Below are 18,021 nucleotides of genomic sequence, written 5' to 3' on the forward strand. Positions count from 1 at the left end.
ATTATACAGTGCAGAGTACATCTAACGTGGGCTCTTAGGCTCGCTTCGCTCATCCAAGTGCCTGTAGACTTCGCAAATCCTGAGAACATTAGATAGACGGAGGCAAATCTTCCCTGTTCCTCGTCCAGCAGGATGGACCTTGTTCCACTATCGATGCCGCACTACATTACCTTACCTCCAGCCTGTGCCAGATAGGCCTGAGTGAGAGAGGTCTCAAGCATGGTCTGTTCCCCCTTGACGAAGGTCGTCCATCACTCACACCTAAAAGGTCAGAGGCAGGCTGAGGAGCGAACATTAAGGCTGCTGAACATTGTTTACTTTATCCTTGGATTGTATAATTTGCTTATGGAAAGAACGATGAACGTTTCTCTTCTTAGTAATAGTCCTAATCAAACAAGGCGTGTTGGTTATTGGCTAGGAAGGCTCCTTCGCGCTGGCGACATTGTTCTTTTGAAAGGTAAGTTCGGCGCAGGCAAGACGTGCTTGATCCAAGGAATAGCCAGGGGAATGAAGATTAGAGAACCGGTTACAAGTCCTAGCTTTGTGCTGGCTAACGAGTATCAGCCTGACGACAGAAGACAGGGCATTCCGCTTTACCATATCGACCTCTACCGTATCACTGATGAAGATGAGGCGATTGGTTTTGGCTTAGAAGAATATCTCTCTGGAAACGGCGTATCTGTGGTCGAATGGGCTAACCACGCCAGCGATGTTTTCCCCGCAGAGGCCCTCCACATCGAACTTACGTTAGTAGACGATCACACCAGAGAGATAAACATGTGCGCCCAAGGTCAGCGATATATTGACCTGCTAGAGCAACTGAAAGATACCCTCAGTAAGGAGCGCGACCATGCTGCTCGCCATTGACACCTCGACACGCCTGGCCAGTATAGCCCTATATCACGATGGGGTCCGTGCTGAATGTACCTGGTGGGTAGACCAGAGCTGCACCAGGCGGCTTTTACCCCAAGTGCAGCAGATGCTCACTCAAGATGGATCGGCTTCGCTGCAATTATCGGGCTTAGCCGTGGCCATCGGTCCCGGCAGCTTTACTGGACTTCGGGCCGGCTTAAGCACAGCGAAGGGACTGGCCTTCGCTCTGTCCATCCCTATTGTTGGTGTGAGCACCCTGGAGAGTACCGCTTATCAATATGCCCAGCCCGGCTTGCTGATACGCCCACTCCTGGAGGCCGGAAGAGGAGAGGTCTACACGGCCTTATACAAGGCAGAAGGGAATGACTGGAAACAGGTTGAGAAACCAGAGCTCACCATCCTCTCAACCGTCTACCAGCGGACTCAGCGGCCCACCCTCATTTGTGGAGAGATTTCTCTCCAATTGATTGGGGAGATAAAAGCACGTTTAGGGACACTAGCTATCATCCCAAGGGCCGCCGCCTTATTAAGACGAGCCGGCTACCTGGCCGAATTGGGTTGGAAACGCATACAGGACAACCAGATAGACGATCCTGCCACCCTTGAGCCCCTTTACTTGCGGCAGCCAGCAGTGACACGGCCAAAGGGTCCAGTGATGGACAGGGACACGGTGGAGAAATCCAGGGGTTAGACCGATGCGCATTGTTATCCGGACTATGGAATTAGGCGACGTACCAGAAATCGGGCAAATCGAAAAACAGACGTTTAGCTCTCCCTGGCCAGCACACGCCTATGGACGCGAATTGAGGGAGAACCGCCTTGCCCACTATATCGTGGCCAAACGACTCGATATAGAACCCAGTGAAACGCCGGAGGAATCGACACCCCCATCCCCTCAATCGACAGGCATAGCCTCATCCCTAAAGCAAGCCGTTCGTCGTTTTTTGCAACTACAAGAGTTTGGGCCACCTGCCGCAGGCCCTGAACCCACCATCGTCGGTTATGCTGGATTCTGGCTCATGGTTGACGAGGCCCATGTTACGACCATAGCTGTTAGGCCAGAGCTAAAGCGGCGAGGAGTAGGCGAGCTGCTGTTCGTTAGTCTGATTGACCTGGCTATAGCAGAAGGCGCCAAAAGATTGACCCTTGAAGTCAGAATATCAAACACTGCTGCTCAACAACTGTACAAGAAATATGGACTGACTGAAGAGGGCCTACGCCGTCATTATTACACCGATAATGGAGAGGATGCCCTAATTATGACCAGTCCACCGTTCGATTCGCCCACCTTCCAGGACAGGATCGCCGTTTTGAAGAGAGAGCTCAACCAGAAATTGGCCTCTCTCGGTGAAACCACCTGGGCAGAGTGGGGACAGAAACGTAGTATGGTAGGCAAATGAAAGAAACACTAGTCCTGGTTGATGGAAACGCCCTTTTTCACCGTGCTTTCCACGCCTTACCTCCTCTTACAACCAGCAAGGGCGAACTGGTCAACGCTATTTACGGCTTCGCCTCCATGCTTCTTAAAGTTATGGCGGAACTGAAGCCAGCATATGTGGCCGTCGCCTTTGATAAAGCCGCTCCAACGTTTCGTCATCGCCAGTTCGAGGGTTACAAGGCACAGCGTCCCCCAGCTCCAGAAGGACTCTTCGACCAATTTGATCGTGTTCACCAGCTGGTATCTCTACTTAACATCCCTATGTTCGAGGTGGAAGGGTATGAGGCAGATGACGTCTTAGGTACCCTGGCTAGACAAGCGAGCCAACAGGATATAGATACAGTAATCGTCACCGGCGATACCGACGCCCTACAGTTAGTTGGGCCTAAAATCCGGGTATTAACATCGAAAAGGGCTTTCTCCGATATCGCCTTGTATGATGAGGAGGCCGTACACCAGAAATATGGATTAAAACCCCAACAATTGCCCGATTTTAAGTCTCTCAAGGGCGATCCTTCGGACAACATCCCTGGAGTACCAGGCGTCGGTGAAAAGACAGCGGCCAAGCTGCTGAACCAATTTGGCGATCTTGATGGTATCTATGCTCACCTCGATCAAATCGAGCCAAAACTCCGCGCCAGACTCGAAGAGCATAAGGAGCTAGCGTATATCAGCAAGCAACTGGCCTTAATCGTCACCACAATTCCCATTCAACTTGACCTCTCCACCTGCCGCAGAGGTAAGTATGATCGAGCCCAAGCGATGAAGTTCCTGCGCGAACTGGAGTTTCGCACCCTGGCCTCAAAGCTACCCACTGAACCAGAGGACGAAGAGATGACCAAAGCCACTACTACCACTCCCTTAAGAGAAGGGGTCAAGGACTCATCCGTTGTACAGCTCACCCTTTTTGATGAGCTGGTTGATGAGCGATTTGAAGCAAGGGTAAAGCCGTTAATTTCACCCTTCGCCCTTAGCCCATTAGCCGTCAAACAGCCTGTAGAACAGGGTAAATATCAAGTCATCAATAGCTCAGAATTACTCCAAAACCTGATCGGCCGCTTAACGAATTCGATTGGCTTGGCCATTGACCTGGAAACAAGCGCTAAGGATGCTATGCGGGCAGACATCGTGGGAATCGCTATCGCCCTTGAGCCGGGGGGCGCTTACTATATTCCGGTAGGACACCGTCCCAGCCTAGAAACCTATAAGGAGCAACCAGCCCAGCTACCAATAGAGTTAGTTCTCAGGAAATTGCGCCCCATCCTTGAGGATCCTTCCATAGCTAAATATGCCCATAATGGAAAGTACGATTTAATCGTGCTTTCCCACCATGGCCTAGAGATACAGGGATTAGCGTTCGATACGATGGTCGCCGCTTACCTTCTAGATCCCTCGCGACGAACCCTCAATCTTAAGGATCTAGCCTGGGGGAAATTAGAACTGGAGATGACTCCCATCAGGGCGATCATCGGCGGGGGGAAGACCCAGATTTCTATGGCCGATGTCCCACTGGAGATCGCAGCCTCATACGCTTGCGCTGACGCCGCTGTGACCTACCGCTTGACGCAGACCTTAGCCCCAGAGCTGCGCGAGGCCGACCTGTGGGAGTTGTTTGCCACGGTAGAGATACCACTCGTGCCGGTCTTAGCCAGGATGGAACAGCACGGCGTGGCTATCGACATCCCCTTCCTCAAACAGATCTCACGAGAGCTCCACGATAAGCTCGCTGAGCTGGAGATGAGGATCTACCAGGAAGCCGGTCACCGCTTTAATATCAACAGCACTCAACAGCTGGGAAGCGTCCTTTACGAGGAGTTGAAATTACCGGCGACACGTCGTACGAAAACGGGCTATAGCACCCACGCTGATGCTCTTAAGGAGCTGCAGAATGTCCATCCCATCATCGATCTCATCATCGAATATAGAGAAATGATGAAGATGAAATCCACTTATGTTGATGCCCTGCCGCTTCTTATTCATCCCAGGACAGGGCGCCTCCACACTTCATTTAATCAAACGGCTACAACGACGGGACGGCTCAGCTCCAGCGATCCCAACTTGCAAAATATCCCTATTCGGACGGAAGTGGGCCGACGGGTTCGACGCGCCTTCATCGCCGACAAGCCGAATCACGTTCTGCTCTCCGCAGACTACTCCCAGATCGAGTTGCGTATCCTCGCCCACATATGTCAGGACCAGCGCCTATTGGCTGCCTTCGCCGCAAAAGAGGATATTCACGCCGCCACTGCTGCGGAGATCTTCGACGTTCCCCTGGAGAGGGTTACTCCGGAGATGCGTCGATTGGCTAAGATCGTTAACTTTGGCATTATCTATGGCATTAGCGACTACGGGCTATCGGCCAGTGCTGGAATCCCCCGACCACAGGCCGCTCAGTATATAAGCAACTATATAGAGAAATATAATGGTGTGAGCCGCTATGTGGAGAGGACAAAGCGATGGGCGGAGGAGAAAGGATACGTCACCACGCTTCTTGGCCGCCGTCGCTACCTGCCAGAGATCAGGGCTGCGCATCGAGGTATAAAGATGGCCGCCGAACGTGAGGCGATCAACATGCCCATACAGGGCACTGCTGCTGATATCATCAAAATAGCTATGATCAGACTGGATCAAACCATATCCCAACGCCGGCTAAAAAGCCGGATGATTCTCCAGGTTCATGATGAGCTCCTCTTTGAGATCCCTCTTGAGGAGTTAGATGAGATGAAACATACCGTCAAAAGCATGATGGAGAATGCCTTACCCCTCTCCGTACCCGTGGAGGTTGAACTTAAAGTTGGTCCTAATTGGGACGAGATGGGTAGAATAGACATGATGGACGATGCCTGAACTTCCCGAAGTCGAAACCATTACTCGAGACCTAGCTCAAAAATTGAACGGTCAACGAATCACCTCCGTTACCATATGCTGGCCTGGCTCCATCGCCATCCCCACTGTAGATGAGTTCCAACACCAGATAACCAATCCGAAAATCGGCGGCCTCAGACGGCGGGGCAAGTTCATCATCTTTGATTTATCCGATGGAGATTACCTGCTCGTTCATCTCAGGATGACTGGACGATTGTTATTGCGATCCCAACAGGACCCGGTGGAGGAACATACTCGCCTCATTCTTCATCTCGACGACGGCCAGGAACTGCGCTTTGTTGACTTACGCAAGTTTGGTCGCCTCTTCCTGGTGAGAGAAGCAGAATACCAGGGCATCCTCTCCGAACTGGGCCCTGAGCCATTGGAAAATGGGTTCACCCTTGACGCCTTCAATCAACGTTTAAGGACGCATCCAGGTAGGATCAAGCCCCTTCTCCTGGATCAGCGATTCATCGCCGGGTTAGGTAATATCTACGCCGATGAAGCGCTGTTTCTGGCTCGAATTCACCCCCTACGACGTGCTGCGACGCTGACTGAGGCGGAGATAGCACAGCTGTATCAAGCGATTCGCACCGTGTTACGAAGCGGTATCGAGGATCGAGGCACTACCTTTAGCGCCTATCGCGACGCCTCCGGACAGCCAGGGGCTCATCAGTTCAACCTATATGTTTATCGCCGCTTAGCGCAACCATGTCACCATTGCCAAACCCCCATCCAACGCCTCAAGATCGGCGGACGCAACGCCCACTTTTGCCCCCAATGCCAGCCATATCACAGTGAATCTCCTCTTAGGGACGATCGGGCCACAAACCTGCCTTAAATCATCTTGAGGGAATGTGCCAGTCGGTCATTTTTTGTGATCGAGCATTGGCGCAGACTTAGAGTAAACGCTGGAGGCGTTGTTCTATATGGGGGCCAAATGGCCCAACCACAGCTAATCTGAATTCTTGCTCGTCAAAGATTCGATGGGCGACACGCTGGATATCAGTAGTCGTCGTAGAGTCAATAATGCCTATAACATCGTTCAGCGTTAAGATACGCCCAAGAAGGATCTCTTGAGATCCAATCCAGGCCGCCAGACTGCGGGTATCTTCCATTCCTAGTAACATACGGCCTTTCCAGAACTCCTTGGCCGTGCGCAATTCTTCCTCCGCTACACCATCCCGAGCAATCTTCTTGATCTCTGTCATGATCGCCTCAACAGCCGCTTCTATGCGCTTCGGGTCAACTCCGGCATAGACGCCTACACAGCCCGCGTCTCGATAATGGTGAACATAGGAGTGGACGTCGTAGGCCAATCCACGCTTCTCCCGAATCTCCTGGAACAAGCGTGAGCTCATTCCCTCTCCTAACAAAACGTTCAAGAGACCTAAAGTGAAACGATCGGGATGAGCATAGGACAGGCCTCGCGTTCCAAGACAAAGATGAGCCTGCTCCGTCCTTTTCGATTGGGCATGAACCAGCGGACCTCTCATCTCAAGGAGCACGGGAGAACACGATGGATTAGGCCCGGGTTCCCAATCACTGAGGAGGCTGGCTACTCTATCAACCACCTCTTGGTGGTCTATAGCCCCAACGATGCTAACTACGGCTGAGCTAGGGCTGTAATGCTGCTCCATATATGTAAGGAGAGTCTCCCGTGTCAGAGTAGCCACCGTTTGCTTAGTACCAGCTATATTGCGTCCCAGAGGCTGATCTCCCCAGAGAATTTCATCGAAAAGGATATCCACCCATTCGTAAGGCGTATCAAAAAGCATATTTAGCTCTTCTGTAATGACCCTTCGTTCCTTTTCTATCTCTAGCGGATCAAAACGAGAATGGCGAATAATATCGGCCAGCACATCTAAGGCCAAGGGCAAATGAGAGCGCACCACCTTGGCCCAATAGACTGTCAGCTCCTTTCCGGCTTCAGCATTCAATAATCCTCCCACACTTTCGATAGCCCCGGAAACATCCTTAGGGGTTGGCCTCCGTTCTGTACCCTTGAAGAGCATATGCTCAACGAAGTGTGAGATGCCGCTCGACTCCTTAAGCTCATTGCGAGAGCCAACGTTGATAAAAAGGAGCACGCTTACCGAATGTGCATGTGGTATCTCATCTGTAATTATGCGCAGGCCATTAATAAGAATACTTTTCTGGTACAACTGGTCTCATCCCTCCATCTTCATTCCTCTTAGGACAAAGCCCACTAGGGCAGCATTATATTCGATTTCCCAGAAGTGTCAACTTCTCGTGAAAACACTTGTATTTCGCTATTTCCTGTTGTATACTACCGCCCGGTGGTACACGTTTCGGTCCATGTGGTCACTTGCGCAAGATACATACACGGTTACGCGAATGCTCTACGGTAGTACAACGAATGGCGCTGGGCCCGACCAAACAGTGACCCAATAATACATAAGGAGGTCAAAAGGTGGAGTTCAAGGACAAGACCCTAACTTGCCGGGAGTGTGGCGTTACCTTCGTCTTCACATCCGGCGAGCAGGAGTTCTACCAGCAGAAGGGACTCTTGAATGAGCCTCAACGTTGTCCGGCCTGTAGAGCCTCTAGGCGACGTGAACGCTCAGGTTCCGCCTCGCGCGTGATGCATTCTGTCATCTGCGCCGAGTGTGGCACCTCAACGACAGTACCCTTCATCCCTAGGAACGATCGGCCAGTCTACTGCAGCGCCTGCTATGACAAGATTCGCGCCTCATCCAGCGGCAGCTGAGCGGACGGCTCGAAAGACTAGGGAAACCACTAAGACAGGGGGCAGCGCCAAGAGACAAAGACTGTAGACACTCAGATAGGAACTGGGGGATAGCATCCCCAGTTCCTCTTCATTTCTAATCTAACATCTCTATAGACCGTCTCTCTGAGCAAGAGCACACACAGTAGCATTATCCTTGCAGACGTGGTATTATTGAGTGCGGGTGGTCGCAGCCGTGGCCAGGCTTGCTGCGACACTGGAAATAAAAAATGTTAGGGAGGAAGGCCGATGGAAGCCTACTGTGTCAAATGCCGAGCAACCAAGACGATCAAGGACCCCAAGCCCATAACCATGAAGACGGGTCGCCCGGCGACGGTAGGTACATGCCCCGACTGTGGGACAAAGGTATATAGGATCGGCGCAACTAAGAAATAGCGTATCACAGCACCATTTAAGCAATAGCCCTTACAAAATTAAGGGCTCGGTTATTTCCGAGTCCAGTAGTGGATTTTTGTCCGCAATTCCCGCCAAAACCGTTTCCACCAGCTGACCTGCTTAGGCCATTCGATTACTCTTCCGCGCCAGCGTTGCTCATAATGTGGCCGTTGCCAGATAAGCGTGGCGATTATAGCGGTCAAGAAAAGGAGCAGGCTGAACAGCCCGCTGTAGAAGGCAAGCGAAGGCGCCAAATGGCGCAAGATGTAACCAAGCAAAGCGAAACCAAAGCTACCTATCAGTAGCGAGGTTGGTGAGTTCTTCGCCTTTATCAGGGCCACCTGGGCACGACTAAGGAGACGCCGCAGCACCCTTCTTATCCGCTGCCGGCGCGGTTCCGCAGGCAAGAAATCCGGTATCTTACTAAGTATCTCTTCTATTTCACGCTCGTACCGCTTGCGCATACCTCGCGCCTCACCCCAACGCTAGCGTACCCAGCCGGCGCGCGGCATATCTCACTAATGGCGATATATTTTTCCCGCTTCCTTACATCGAACACGCCAAGCGGCTAACCGTCAGACGCCCGCCGTCATCGCTATCCCCCGGGCTTCACAGTACACCTGATTAGCTGCTGCTACTCCTGCCCCAGCAGGAAGACCAAAGCCTTCGCTGGCTAATACCTGCTCCAAGGCACCTAGGAACAACAACACATTATTCTTGCTGGAGGAATAGCCCATAAGTCCAATGCGCCATATTTGCCCTTTTGTGGGGCCCAACCCACCCCCGATCTCGATCATGAACTCTGTAAGTAGCCGGCCACGCACTCTGGCATCATCTATGCCCTCGGGGACGCGCACAGTAGTTAATGTCCAGAGTCGGTGCCCCTCCTGGGCAAAGGGTTGTAATTCCATAGCCAGCAATCCAGCCAATAGGGCTTGCTGGTTCAGCTGATGCCTCTTAAAACGCGCCTCAAGCCCCTCCTCATATACGATGCGTAAGGCTTCCCGCAGAGCATAGTTCATCGAAATGGGAGCCGTATGATGGTAGGTTCGCTCTGGACCCCAATACAGCTGCACAAGCGAGAGATCCAAGTACCAGTTAGCAACCTTATTCCTTCTATCCTTTAAGGCGCTTATAGCTCGTGGCCCAAACGTAATTGGCGCCAATCCTGGGGGGCAACCCAAACATTTCTGACTACCGCTGTAGCAAGCATCTAATCCCCACTCATCGGTCTTAAGAGGACAACCACCAAGCGATGTGACGGCATCAACCAGTAAAAGGGCACCGTATCCATGGACAAGGCGACTAATCCCCTCCAAGGGCTGTAGGACTCCCGTAGAGGTCTCAGCATGAACCAAAGCAACCACCTTTACCTTGTTCGCTTTCAGAACCCGCTCCACATCATCCAGTTCGATGATCCGCCCCCAAGGTATATCGACTCGAATCAACTCGCCCCCATATCGCTCCACCATCTCACACATCCGCCCGCCGAAAAAGCCATTCACGAGGACTAATATCCCATCGCCTGGCTCAATCAGATTGGCGAGGGCCGCCTCCATACCAGCACTACCTGTTCCGGAGATGGGAAAGGTCAAATCATTTGACGTCTGAAAGACATACTGGAGCAGCTCTTTGGTATCGCTCATCACCTTTAGGAAATCTGGGTCTAGATGCCCAACAACCGGGGAAGACATTGCCCGTAGCACTCGAGGATGAGGATTGCTCGGGCCAGGCCCCAGTAACACCCTGGGGGATGGATTCAGTTCTGCGTAGGTCTTCGTCATCCTGTGCGCCTCCTGTATTCACCGAAGATTTATTGAAGGGCGTCCAATGGAGAGACATGCCCTGAAGTGATCGAGAGAGCAGTAGAATCAGCGGCCGGATTTGCGTTGACATGTTGACCGACCAAGACTATAATCCAGACACGTGCATTCTAGCATACAGCCCGACAGGTTGGCAATACGGACGAAGTCTACGAGGAGTAAGTTGATGAGCAACACGATTCCAGCGGCGAACTTTGCCCTTATTCGAGGCACCGGCACCTGGGCCTGTGACTTCCCTGCTGAGGCCCAGGAAGAAGGAATACACGTCCTCCAGGATGATTTAGTCTTTGAGACCCCCTATGGCCAAAGCGCAAAATTTCAACTGCTCGAGATCGATGCCCGCTACACGGTGGATGGGATAAAAAGGTCATTCCTATCCGTGGCCTCTCATGGATGGAAGGTCGGCATCGATCCCATCGCTGACCGCTCCTCCGAACAGGTCTTTTGGGTACTACAACAGGCTGGCGTGAAGAAGATCATCGTAGAGGGCGCTGCCGGCTCCGTTAATGAGTTCATTTATCCGGGAGATCTGGTAATCCCCACCGATTTCTTCGACTTCACTAAGCGCCGCCCTACCAGTCTGGGGACCACGCGTTTTCAATATTTGATAAGACTGAAGCAGGCTATCTGTCCCCAGATCGCTGACGCCCTGGAAGATGCGGCCGCAAGGCTTGGCTTCGGCCGCGTGTACAAGCGGGGACTCATGGGTATATTCGAGGGACCGCGCTTTGAGTCACCAGCCGAGGTGCGCTTCTTCAAACAGGTAGGCTGCGACGTCCTCGGCCAAAGCATGGTCCCAGAAGTATATCTGGCTCGGGAGATCGGGGCATGTTATGCAGCCGCCTATCTCACCGTCAACTTCGCTGAGGGGATCTCCGAGGAATGGGAGAGTAAGGAATTAGACCAGGTCCGCTTACATCATAAAGCAGACATGGCCCGCTTAGTCCTACGAGCAATGAAGCAGATACCCCTGTCTGACGAATGCGGCTGCTTGCAGTATAGACAGGCTCGCCCGGCTGAGTACCGCCGTGGCATAGCTATGTGACTAACAGACAAGATCAATAAATACCGGAGGAACATTTATGGCTGAGACTAGCCTTATTGAAGCACAAAAAGATGAGTTAGCGCGCATCGCACGTCGCGCCTACGAGCGCGGACTAGTTACAGGCACAGGTGGCAATGTCAGTGTACGTATTCCAGGTACGGCTCAGCTTCTCATCACGGCAAGCGGTGTGTCGCTTGGTGATATGACTACCGATAACATCATAACCGTTGATTTGGATGGCAATCCAGCCGAACAAAAAGGTCAATCAAGACCATCAATGGAGACGGCTTTCCACGCGGCGATTTATCGTTTACGACCGGATGTAGGCGCAGTAATCCATCTTCACCCGCCCCATGCGACTGCTTACTCCTTGCGTGGTACTGAACTCCCTTTGGTAACCAGCTCGGCGCAGGGAGCCCTAAAGCTGGTGCCCTGCATTGACTACGCCCCAGCTGGATCTACTCAACTGAGGGAACTGGTCATCGAGGCCGTGCAAAAGTATGGTGGCCTGCGAGCCCTACTTATGAAGAAGCATGGCATCCTCACTATGGGCACCGACCTGACCATGGCCTACCACCTGGCCGACTTAGTCGAGAGTTCAGCCCATATTGCGTTCATCGCCTCTCTGATCCCAGCAGGGATGATGGCTGTGGAGTAGCAAACGGCTGTCTTTACTCATCCTCGACTGATAAAGTCGCCACCCACGATATAATCGTTGGTGCTATTGCCCACATTGGCCAGGGTCAAATGGAGACGATACTGATCGCCTTGCGGTCCGATTATCGTTCGCCCAAACTTATGGACCAGAATGAAGCAGGCCGCATTGCCACTACCGCTGAGGCTCGATGATCACCTTCATCGAATTCTGTGCCTCGGCAACTAATTTGAAGCCAAGTCCCGTTTCCGCAAGGCTTAGTCGATGAGTGATCATCTCCCGCACTTGAACTCGCCGTGAGCGGATCAGTTCTAGCGCCGCCACGTGGTCGGCGGGGCTGCCAGCGTAAGAGGTAGTGAGGGTGATGTCGTTACGCCAAAAGAGGTCATTTACCGAAAGGGGGATGGTGACGCCCTTGTCGGTCGGGGCGAAGAAGAGGATAGTGCCCCCACGTTCCACCGATTGCAGTGCCTGGGCCATAGCCGCTGTGGCCCCTGTGCACACTATCACCAGGTCGGCCAGCCAGCCGTCGTTTATTTGGCGTAGGCGGGCCGGCACATCATCTTCGGCCTGAATTACGGCGTCAGCCCCAAACTGTTGGGCCATTTCCAGCCGGTAGTCAATGATATCTGTCGCCACCACGCGTCCTGCCCCCAGAGCACGGGCCAGGTGTATGTGAAGCAGCCCCGCAATCCCGCTGCCGAGAACGAGCACGCTTGAGGCCGGCTGCAAACGCGCTACCCTTTGCCCCCGCAGGATACAGGCCAACGGCTCGATGAAGGTCGCCTCTTCAAAAGATACCTCGTCAGGCAGTCGATACACCCCCCGGTCCACGTTGATGCCCGGCAGACGGAGGTACTCGGCAAAGCCACCGGGATCAAAATTTGTGCGGCGAAGGGTATCGCAGGCAGTATGATGACCGCTCAGGCAGTAACGGCAGGTGTTGCAAGGGACATGATGAGAGGCGGAGATGCGATCACCCACCTTGTACTGTTGCACTCCATCGCCTATCGCTGCCACCACCCCGGCGATCTCATGTCCCAGCACCAGGGGCACCCTGTGGAGGCGATACCACTCCATCACGTCGCTGCCGCAGATTCCGCTGGCCTCCACCCGCACCAATAACTCGCCAGGTCCAATCTTGGGGATGGGCATCTCCTCCAGCCGCACATCGCGGTTGTTGTAATACATGGCAACGCGCATAGTATCGCCTCCCAAAAAACTAGTTATCGTTTTCCCTGCCCCGAGTCCTCCCAGAGTGCGTCGTTTATTCCCACCAAAGCTGGCCCTTACCCTGGCTATCTCGCCGCCACCAGCTCACTTTTCAGGCTATTGTAAAGATCAAAGGCCTCTTTTGGTGTGGCGTTTTCGTGAATAATGGCGCGCAAGGCCCTGACCATGGCCACAGGATACTCATTCTGCCAGACATTCCTCCCCAGATTCACACCAACTGCACCCTTTTGCATACCATCATGCACAAACTCCAGAACCTCAAGCTCTGTGTCCACTTTAGGCCCACCGGCCATAACCACGGGAACCGGACAACCCCTGGTAACCTTCTCAAAATTCTCACACCAGTAGGTTTTTACCACCCGTGCTCCCAATTCGGCAGCGATGCGGCAGCACAGGGCCAGGTAGCGGGCCTCCCGCCGCTCCAGCTCTTTACCCACGGCGGTAACCGCCATCACCGGGATGCCATATCTTTCGCCTTCGTCAACCAGCCTTACCAGGTTCAACAGGGATTCACGCTCGTACTCGCTGCCAACGAAGATGGAGATGCCTACTGCCGCCACATTGAGGCGAATAGCCTCTTCTATGGATGTGGTTATCCCTTCGTTGGCCAGGTCTTTCCCAACGATGCTAGTACCACCAGATACCCTGAGAATGATCGGTGTGCTTATCTTGGGATTTATGGCTGAGCGAAGCACTCCTCTGGTAACAAAGATGGCATCACAATAAGGGAGCAATGGCTCAACAGTTTTGCCCGGCTCCTCCAGCTTGGTGGTAGGGCCTTGAAAGTAGCCGTGATCAATAGGCATGAAAAGACAGTGTCCATCGGGTTGGATCACTCGTGCCAGGCGGTTTTCCATCCCCCAGTCCATGCTACGTCCCCCCCTCCATGATTCGCAGTTTACCGTCGTCTTAATAGGCGAGATGAGAATTCGAGATGGAATTTGCTTTTCCCTTGCTTTCGATTACGCGGTCATTCTAAAGCGTGCGATATCCACTGTCAATTCGACACAGCCTCCAAGGACAACGACTGTGGAGTAGCGATCGGTGGCCTTTATTCATCCTCTACTATCAAGTAGGGATCGCCACCGATGATATAATCGTCGGTGCTATTGCCCAGATTGGCCGTGGCCGGAGGCAACAGGAGATGATACTGATCCCCTCGCGCTCCGATTGCCGCCATTTGCCCAAACTTATCGACCAGGATAGCCTGTTCTCTGCTGGCCGGAACCCTGGCCTCAACCGGATTAGGACCGCTGGCCCATAGCGCCGTGATCCTCTGACCAGGACGTTCAAGAATCACCTGGTCATAACCGCTCATATTGTGACTTAAAATGACCCTTGTCACATTTTGAAAGTATTTGGTGACCACCTGATAGGCGATATAAGCCGGGCGAAGACTGCCATCACCTCTCACCATACCCCAGGCTTCCGGCTCACCGGTATCGCTTGAGCGATAATAATGAACAACGCCGGCGCTGGCCGCTAAAGCATAGGCATAGGATTGAATAACGTAAGAGGCCTGCTCGTCTAGTGTAGCGCTCCATTGGTACGGTCGAGGGTCGGTTCCGCGCACCATGTGGTCATCCCAGGCCGGAATGCCCGATTCAGTTATCCAAATCGGATGATATAAGCCGTAAGCACCAAGCTTATCCCGATAAGCATTGGTCCCATCGAACAGCTGACGCGCTCGGCTATAAGCATGCCAGGATAGTATGTCGAAATAGAAATTGTTCGCTTTGGCCGCAGGATCAGATTTAGCCACCTGAAGAACCCCATCTAAGAACCTCATATCCTGGTAGCCTGAAAATCCACCCAAAATGACCTTGGCCTTCGGATCAGCCCTTTTTATCGCCTGGTAGGCGACCTTCAACAGCTGGTAATATTCAGCCTGAGTAGCCGACCAGAATCGGGACAGGTTGGGCTCATTCCAAATCTGCCAGTAGAGCACCGCATCTTTGTAACGCAAGGCCGTATTATAGACAAAATTCCCCCAGTAATTATCCTTGTTAGGTGAACCATCGGCATGAAACACAGGTGCATAGAGATTAGAGGGCACCTGGTTTCCAAAGCCCCCTGTAATACTGGCCCAACTGGGGGTATCAATGAGGATGCCTGTCAGCACCAGGCCATAGTCGAGATTATCCTTGACAACCATATCATAGGCTGAGTAGTTGAATTCACCCCGCCGTGCCTCAATCTCACGCCACTTAAACTCTAAACGATTAGACACCGCTCCACCATCCCTGGCCAGCCGCATCCATCGTGTGCTGCTCTGCGCCTCTTTCCCACCAACAGCAGTGTGATCTGGGAAGATATTGGCCATGCCGAAGCGGGCATCCGTATTTGCCACGGCCGCTAAAGGACTATTAAGGAGCTGAGCGCTTACATCACCCGTCGAGGACACAGAAGTGGGAATGGATCTAACCGTCCAAGCCACAGATTTGCTCATCTGCCCATCTATGCTCACCTCAGTACGGTAGAGACTGGCTGGAAAACTAGCGGATGAATGGATCAAGCGGGCCATTAAGATACCACGATGCACATCGCCCGCTTGTCCAGAGATAACATGCTGATACGTGGCCACGACGATACCGCCAGCATCAAGAGCCTTGATGGTAAGGTTTTGCCCGCTCACCAAGCCGGCGAAGCCAACGATCGCTACTACGGAGGCCGTGTTGGGCTGGAAAACAGTTATCACTGGGGCATCCGGATCGAGGCGATCGCTCATGTATAAAGTCTCGATCATCCCCTGCGCGGCAACAGCGACAGGGAGGCTAGCGAAGGATAGGACGACCGTGGCGATGGCAGAGATAACATACCCTACAGTTCTCATTTAGCGGTCCTAACATGCAAGCGGCCAGAGATTATCTGGCCGTCACCTTTGGTGGGTGAGACTCTCGCCACCTCAGATAATGCTGGTGGAGGATCTCGAAATTCTCGTACATGCGGGGATCGCTTTCCGCCCTCCAACCAGGCATTATCCCCTTGACTCTGCCCCAGAGGGGTTCGATACCGCCGATCAGATCAAAATAGAGGTCTTCATTAAGAAGACCTCTTGCAATTAACAGCCCGGCCAGCTCGTAGTTGCCACAAACAAGGTTAAATTTGCGGCGCCCCTCGCTTCCTCTCGGGTACTTCTCCTTGAACTCCGTGTAGTCCTTGGCACTGAACTCCGATAGCATCCAAGCCATCGCCTCCTGCATCCTCTCCGCAATGCTCAGCTCCCAAAGTTTGAGCAAAACATCAACATCGCGTTGCGTAGGCTCACCCATAGCTATCCTCCTCATTCCTCAAACTGGCTGGCGATTTAGTCTATTTTAGCGCAAGCCCTCTCTATCTTGTCCAAGAAGGACTTCTCTGTATCACAGAGGTGTTGCAACACCTCCCTGATCGTCCATTCCCCCTCCTTTGTCACCTTTGACAGGTGCTCATCGCTTACTCCAAGCAATGCACCGATCAACTCGCCTCGCGTCTCTTCAGCCTTGGACAGAATCATTTGGGCCTCGCTTTGGGGCAATCCCAGATTCTGGCGAGCTTTCCTAATTTGAATAATATGCTCCTTCTCATGGTCAGCAAAGCGATGAAGCAAGAAGCGAACCGTCCTCTCCACCCCCGCCCACTCCACCTTTCGCTCCAACTGCTCCTCGCTCAGGCCGCCCAGTCTGCGGAGGACTTCTGCCCGTCTCGTTTGCAAATCAGCCAGGAGTAACCCAAGTTCGCCATCCATTGCTTCCTCACCTCACATTAATTTTCCCTTCAGTAGCTCTGAGGCAATAACATTTCGTTGGATCTGATTGGTTCCTTCATAGATTTGAGTAATCTTGGCATCACGCATCATCTTTTCCACTGGGTAATCGCGCATATAGCCCACACCACCAAAAATCTGGACAGCATCAATAGTCACCTTCATAGCTACATCTGTAGCAAAGAGTTTAGCCATAGCCGACTCTTTGCTGAAATCCTTAGCTCCAGTATCGATCATTCTGGCTGACGCATAGACCAGAGCCCTGGCAGCCTCGATCTGCGTGGCCATATCGGCCAGCGTATGCTGAATGGCTTGAAACGAAGAGATCGGATGCCCAAACTGGACGCGTTGCTTCGCATACTCTACGGCTGCCTCCAAGGCACCCTGGGCGATGCCCACGGCCTGCGCAGCCACTCCGGGGCGAGCGCGGTCAAAATTGCGTAAGGCCAGGATAAACCCCATGCCCTCCCGCCCCAACAGATTCTCCTTGGGAACACGACAATCATCAAAAATCAGCTCACGGGTAGCTGAGGCACGAATCCCCATCTTCTGCTCTTTGCGGCCGAAGGAGAAGCCGGGGGTACCCTTCTCCACAATGAAGGCGCTGGCCCCCCGTGGTCCCTTAGTTTTATCGGTCAAAGCTATGACAACATATATCTCCGCCTCACCGCCATTGGTGATGAACTGCTTTGTGCCATTGAGAACATAAAAATTCCCATCTTTATCCGCTGTGGTACGGATTGCTGCAGCATCGCTTCCCGCCGAAGATTCGGTCAAGGCGAAGGCACCGAGCCTTTTCCCAGAACCGAGGTCAGTGAGATATTTGCGCTTTTGCTCTTCCGAGCCAAAAGCCTCTATAGGATAAGCGGCCAAAGCACTGGCCGCATAACTGATCGCCACCCCACTACAAACGCGGCTGAGCTCCTCCATCACCAGACATAAATCCAGCGTTCCACCGCTTAAGCCACCGTATTTCTCAGGCACAAAGATGTTGAACATGCCCGCATCAGCAAGCACCTTCATCAGGTCCCAGGGAAATTCCTCGTTTTCGTCCAACTCAGCCCTAACCGGCCTTATCTTCTCCTCAGCAATCTGCCGAGCAAGATCTCTGATAGCCTGCTGCTGTTCGGAGAGGAAATAGTTCATAGCCACGCTACTCCTTAAATCGAATTTTCCTTATACTGAGGGATGCTATCCTT

18 protein-coding genes are annotated in these 18,021 nt (G+C 52.8%); 9 read left to right on the forward strand and 9 right to left on the reverse strand.

From position 1 onward, the window contains the following. Positions 1 to 219 precede the first annotated feature (219 nt). The 5 genes from tsaE to mutM are packed head-to-tail and all read left to right on the forward strand — an operon-like array spanning position 220 to position 6,017. The gene (gene tsaE / locus M1136_11595) at positions 220 to 867 is read left to right on the forward strand and encodes a tRNA (adenosine(37)-N6)-threonylcarbamoyltransferase complex ATPase subunit type 1 TsaE (protein ID MCL5076266.1); all 648 of its coding nucleotides are present in this window, start codon (positions 220 to 222) and stop codon (positions 865 to 867) included. Next, positions 851 to 1,564 (forward strand): tRNA (adenosine(37)-N6)-threonylcarbamoyltransferase complex dimerization subunit type 1 TsaB, encoded by a 714-nt coding sequence (gene tsaB / locus M1136_11600; protein ID MCL5076267.1) that lies wholly within the window; start codon positions 851 to 853, stop codon positions 1,562 to 1,564. The genes tsaE and tsaB overlap by 17 nt, the downstream gene beginning before the upstream one ends. Before the next feature lie 4 nt (positions 1,565 to 1,568). Next, positions 1,569 to 2,273, forward strand: coding sequence for a ribosomal protein S18-alanine N-acetyltransferase (rimI, locus tag M1136_11605; GenBank protein MCL5076268.1), 705 nt, complete (start codon positions 1,569 to 1,571; stop codon positions 2,271 to 2,273). Further along, positions 2,270 to 5,158, forward strand: a complete 2,889-nt coding sequence (polA, locus tag M1136_11610; protein ID MCL5076269.1) for a DNA polymerase I — start codon at positions 2,270 to 2,272, stop codon at positions 5,156 to 5,158. Before rimI ends, polA begins: the two co-directional genes overlap by 4 nt. Continuing rightward, positions 5,151 to 6,017, forward strand: a complete 867-nt coding sequence (gene mutM / locus M1136_11615) for a DNA-formamidopyrimidine glycosylase (GenBank protein MCL5076270.1) — start codon at positions 5,151 to 5,153, stop codon at positions 6,015 to 6,017. Before polA ends, mutM begins: the two co-directional genes overlap by 8 nt. A 58-nt stretch (positions 6,018 to 6,075) precedes the next feature. On the opposite strand, the gene M1136_11620 is transcribed toward mutM, so the two are convergent. Further along, complete coding sequence (locus M1136_11620; protein ID MCL5076271.1) at positions 6,076 to 7,341, reverse strand: insulinase family protein; 1,266 nt, start codon at positions 7,339 to 7,341, stop codon at positions 6,076 to 6,078. Between the two features lie 269 nt (positions 7,342 to 7,610). Between M1136_11620 and M1136_11625 the strand changes: the two genes are divergently transcribed. Together M1136_11625 and M1136_11630 are read left to right on the forward strand one after the other, a co-directional pair. Further along, positions 7,611 to 7,907, forward strand: coding sequence for a zinc-ribbon domain containing protein (locus M1136_11625; protein MCL5076272.1), 297 nt, complete (start codon positions 7,611 to 7,613; stop codon positions 7,905 to 7,907). Between the two features lie 267 nt (positions 7,908 to 8,174). Then, entirely contained in the window at positions 8,175 to 8,321 is a 147-nt protein-coding gene (locus tag M1136_11630; protein ID MCL5076273.1) for a DUF5679 domain-containing protein, read from the forward strand. Positions 8,322 to 8,371: 50 nt separating this feature from the next. Here the strand turns inward: M1136_11630 and M1136_11635 are convergent, their stop codons facing one another. After that, positions 8,372 to 8,785 (reverse strand): hypothetical protein, encoded by a 414-nt coding sequence (locus M1136_11635; GenBank protein ID MCL5076274.1) that lies wholly within the window; start codon positions 8,783 to 8,785, stop codon positions 8,372 to 8,374. 111 nt (positions 8,786 to 8,896) lie between these two features. Continuing rightward, positions 8,897 to 10,105 carry an alanine--glyoxylate aminotransferase family protein gene (locus tag M1136_11640; protein MCL5076275.1) on the reverse strand — a complete coding sequence of 403 codons (1,209 nt, stop codon included), beginning with the start codon at positions 10,103 to 10,105 and terminating at the stop codon, positions 8,897 to 8,899. A 205-nt stretch (positions 10,106 to 10,310) separates the two neighbouring features. Between M1136_11640 and M1136_11645 the strand changes: the two genes are divergently transcribed. Continuing rightward, positions 10,311 to 11,189: an MTAP family purine nucleoside phosphorylase gene (locus M1136_11645; protein ID MCL5076276.1), complete on the forward strand. Its 879-nt coding sequence runs from the start codon at positions 10,311 to 10,313 to the stop codon at positions 11,187 to 11,189. Between the two features lie 37 nt (positions 11,190 to 11,226). Then, positions 11,227 to 11,847, forward strand: coding sequence for a class II aldolase/adducin family protein (locus tag M1136_11650; protein MCL5076277.1), 621 nt, complete (start codon positions 11,227 to 11,229; stop codon positions 11,845 to 11,847). A gap of 171 nt (positions 11,848 to 12,018) precedes the next feature. Here the strand turns inward: M1136_11650 and M1136_11655 are convergent, their stop codons facing one another. The 6 genes from M1136_11655 to M1136_11680 all read right to left on the reverse strand — a co-directional run bounded on the left by M1136_11655 (position 12,019) and on the right by M1136_11680 (position 17,968). Then, on the reverse strand, positions 12,019 to 13,047 hold the full coding sequence (locus tag M1136_11655; protein ID MCL5076278.1) for a zinc-dependent dehydrogenase: 1,029 nt from the start codon (positions 13,045 to 13,047) through the stop codon (positions 12,019 to 12,021). 95 nt (positions 13,048 to 13,142) lie between these two features. Next, a complete protein-coding gene (lsrF, locus tag M1136_11660; GenBank protein ID MCL5076279.1) occupies positions 13,143 to 13,946 on the reverse strand; it encodes a 3-hydroxy-5-phosphonooxypentane-2,4-dione thiolase in 804 nt (267 codons plus the stop codon). Positions 13,947 to 14,128: 182 nt separating this feature from the next. Then, on the reverse strand, positions 14,129 to 15,910 hold the full coding sequence (locus tag M1136_11665) for a cellulase family glycosylhydrolase (protein ID MCL5076280.1): 1,782 nt from the start codon (positions 15,908 to 15,910) through the stop codon (positions 14,129 to 14,131). Positions 15,911 to 15,941: 31 nt separating this feature from the next. Continuing rightward, entirely contained in the window at positions 15,942 to 16,349 is a 408-nt protein-coding gene (locus M1136_11670) for a DUF4760 domain-containing protein (protein MCL5076281.1), read from the reverse strand. Between the two features lie 35 nt (positions 16,350 to 16,384). Next, entirely contained in the window at positions 16,385 to 16,804 is a 420-nt protein-coding gene (locus M1136_11675) for a DinB family protein (protein MCL5076282.1), read from the reverse strand. 12 nt (positions 16,805 to 16,816) lie between these two features. Next, positions 16,817 to 17,968, reverse strand: a complete 1,152-nt coding sequence (locus tag M1136_11680; protein ID MCL5076283.1) for an acyl-CoA dehydrogenase family protein — start codon at positions 17,966 to 17,968, stop codon at positions 16,817 to 16,819. Positions 17,969 to 18,021 lie beyond the last annotated feature (53 nt).

Source organism: Chloroflexota bacterium (assembly GCA_023475225.1).
In the GTDB taxonomy this organism is placed as follows: Bacteria; Chloroflexota; UBA6077; order FW602-bin22; family JAMCVK01; genus JAMCVK01.

What these genes read in the sequence shown, in the direction of transcription:
- M1136_11635 (MCL5076274.1), bottom strand. Translation starts at nt 8,785, where the DNA reads ATGCGCAAGCGGTACGAGCGTGAAATAGAAGAGATACTTAGTAAGATA.
- tsaE (MCL5076266.1), top strand. Translation starts at nt 220, where the DNA reads ATGGTCTGTTCCCCCTTGACGAAGGTCGTCCATCACTCACACCTAAAA.
- lsrF (MCL5076279.1), bottom strand. Translation starts at nt 13,946, where the DNA reads ATGGACTGGGGGATGGAAAACCGCCTGGCACGAGTGATCCAACCCGAT.
- M1136_11630 (MCL5076273.1), top strand. Translation starts at nt 8,175, where the DNA reads ATGGAAGCCTACTGTGTCAAATGCCGAGCAACCAAGACGATCAAGGAC.
- M1136_11670 (MCL5076281.1), bottom strand. Translation starts at nt 16,349, where the DNA reads ATGGGTGAGCCTACGCAACGCGATGTTGATGTTTTGCTCAAACTTTGG.
- M1136_11680 (MCL5076283.1), bottom strand. Translation starts at nt 17,968, where the DNA reads ATGAACTATTTCCTCTCCGAACAGCAGCAGGCTATCAGAGATCTTGCT.
- M1136_11645 (MCL5076276.1), top strand. Translation starts at nt 10,311, where the DNA reads ATGAGCAACACGATTCCAGCGGCGAACTTTGCCCTTATTCGAGGCACC.
- mutM (MCL5076270.1), top strand. Translation starts at nt 5,151, where the DNA reads ATGCCTGAACTTCCCGAAGTCGAAACCATTACTCGAGACCTAGCTCAA.
- tsaB (MCL5076267.1), top strand. Translation starts at nt 851, where the DNA reads ATGCTGCTCGCCATTGACACCTCGACACGCCTGGCCAGTATAGCCCTA.
- M1136_11640 (MCL5076275.1), bottom strand. Translation starts at nt 10,105, where the DNA reads ATGACGAAGACCTACGCAGAACTGAATCCATCCCCCAGGGTGTTACTG.
- polA (MCL5076269.1), top strand. Translation starts at nt 2,270, where the DNA reads ATGAAAGAAACACTAGTCCTGGTTGATGGAAACGCCCTTTTTCACCGT.
- M1136_11655 (MCL5076278.1), bottom strand. Translation starts at nt 13,047, where the DNA reads ATGCGCGTTGCCATGTATTACAACAACCGCGATGTGCGGCTGGAGGAG.
- M1136_11650 (MCL5076277.1), top strand. Translation starts at nt 11,227, where the DNA reads ATGGCTGAGACTAGCCTTATTGAAGCACAAAAAGATGAGTTAGCGCGC.
- M1136_11675 (MCL5076282.1), bottom strand. Translation starts at nt 16,804, where the DNA reads ATGGATGGCGAACTTGGGTTACTCCTGGCTGATTTGCAAACGAGACGG.
- rimI (MCL5076268.1), top strand. Translation starts at nt 1,569, where the DNA reads ATGCGCATTGTTATCCGGACTATGGAATTAGGCGACGTACCAGAAATC.
- M1136_11665 (MCL5076280.1), bottom strand. Translation starts at nt 15,910, where the DNA reads ATGAGAACTGTAGGGTATGTTATCTCTGCCATCGCCACGGTCGTCCTA.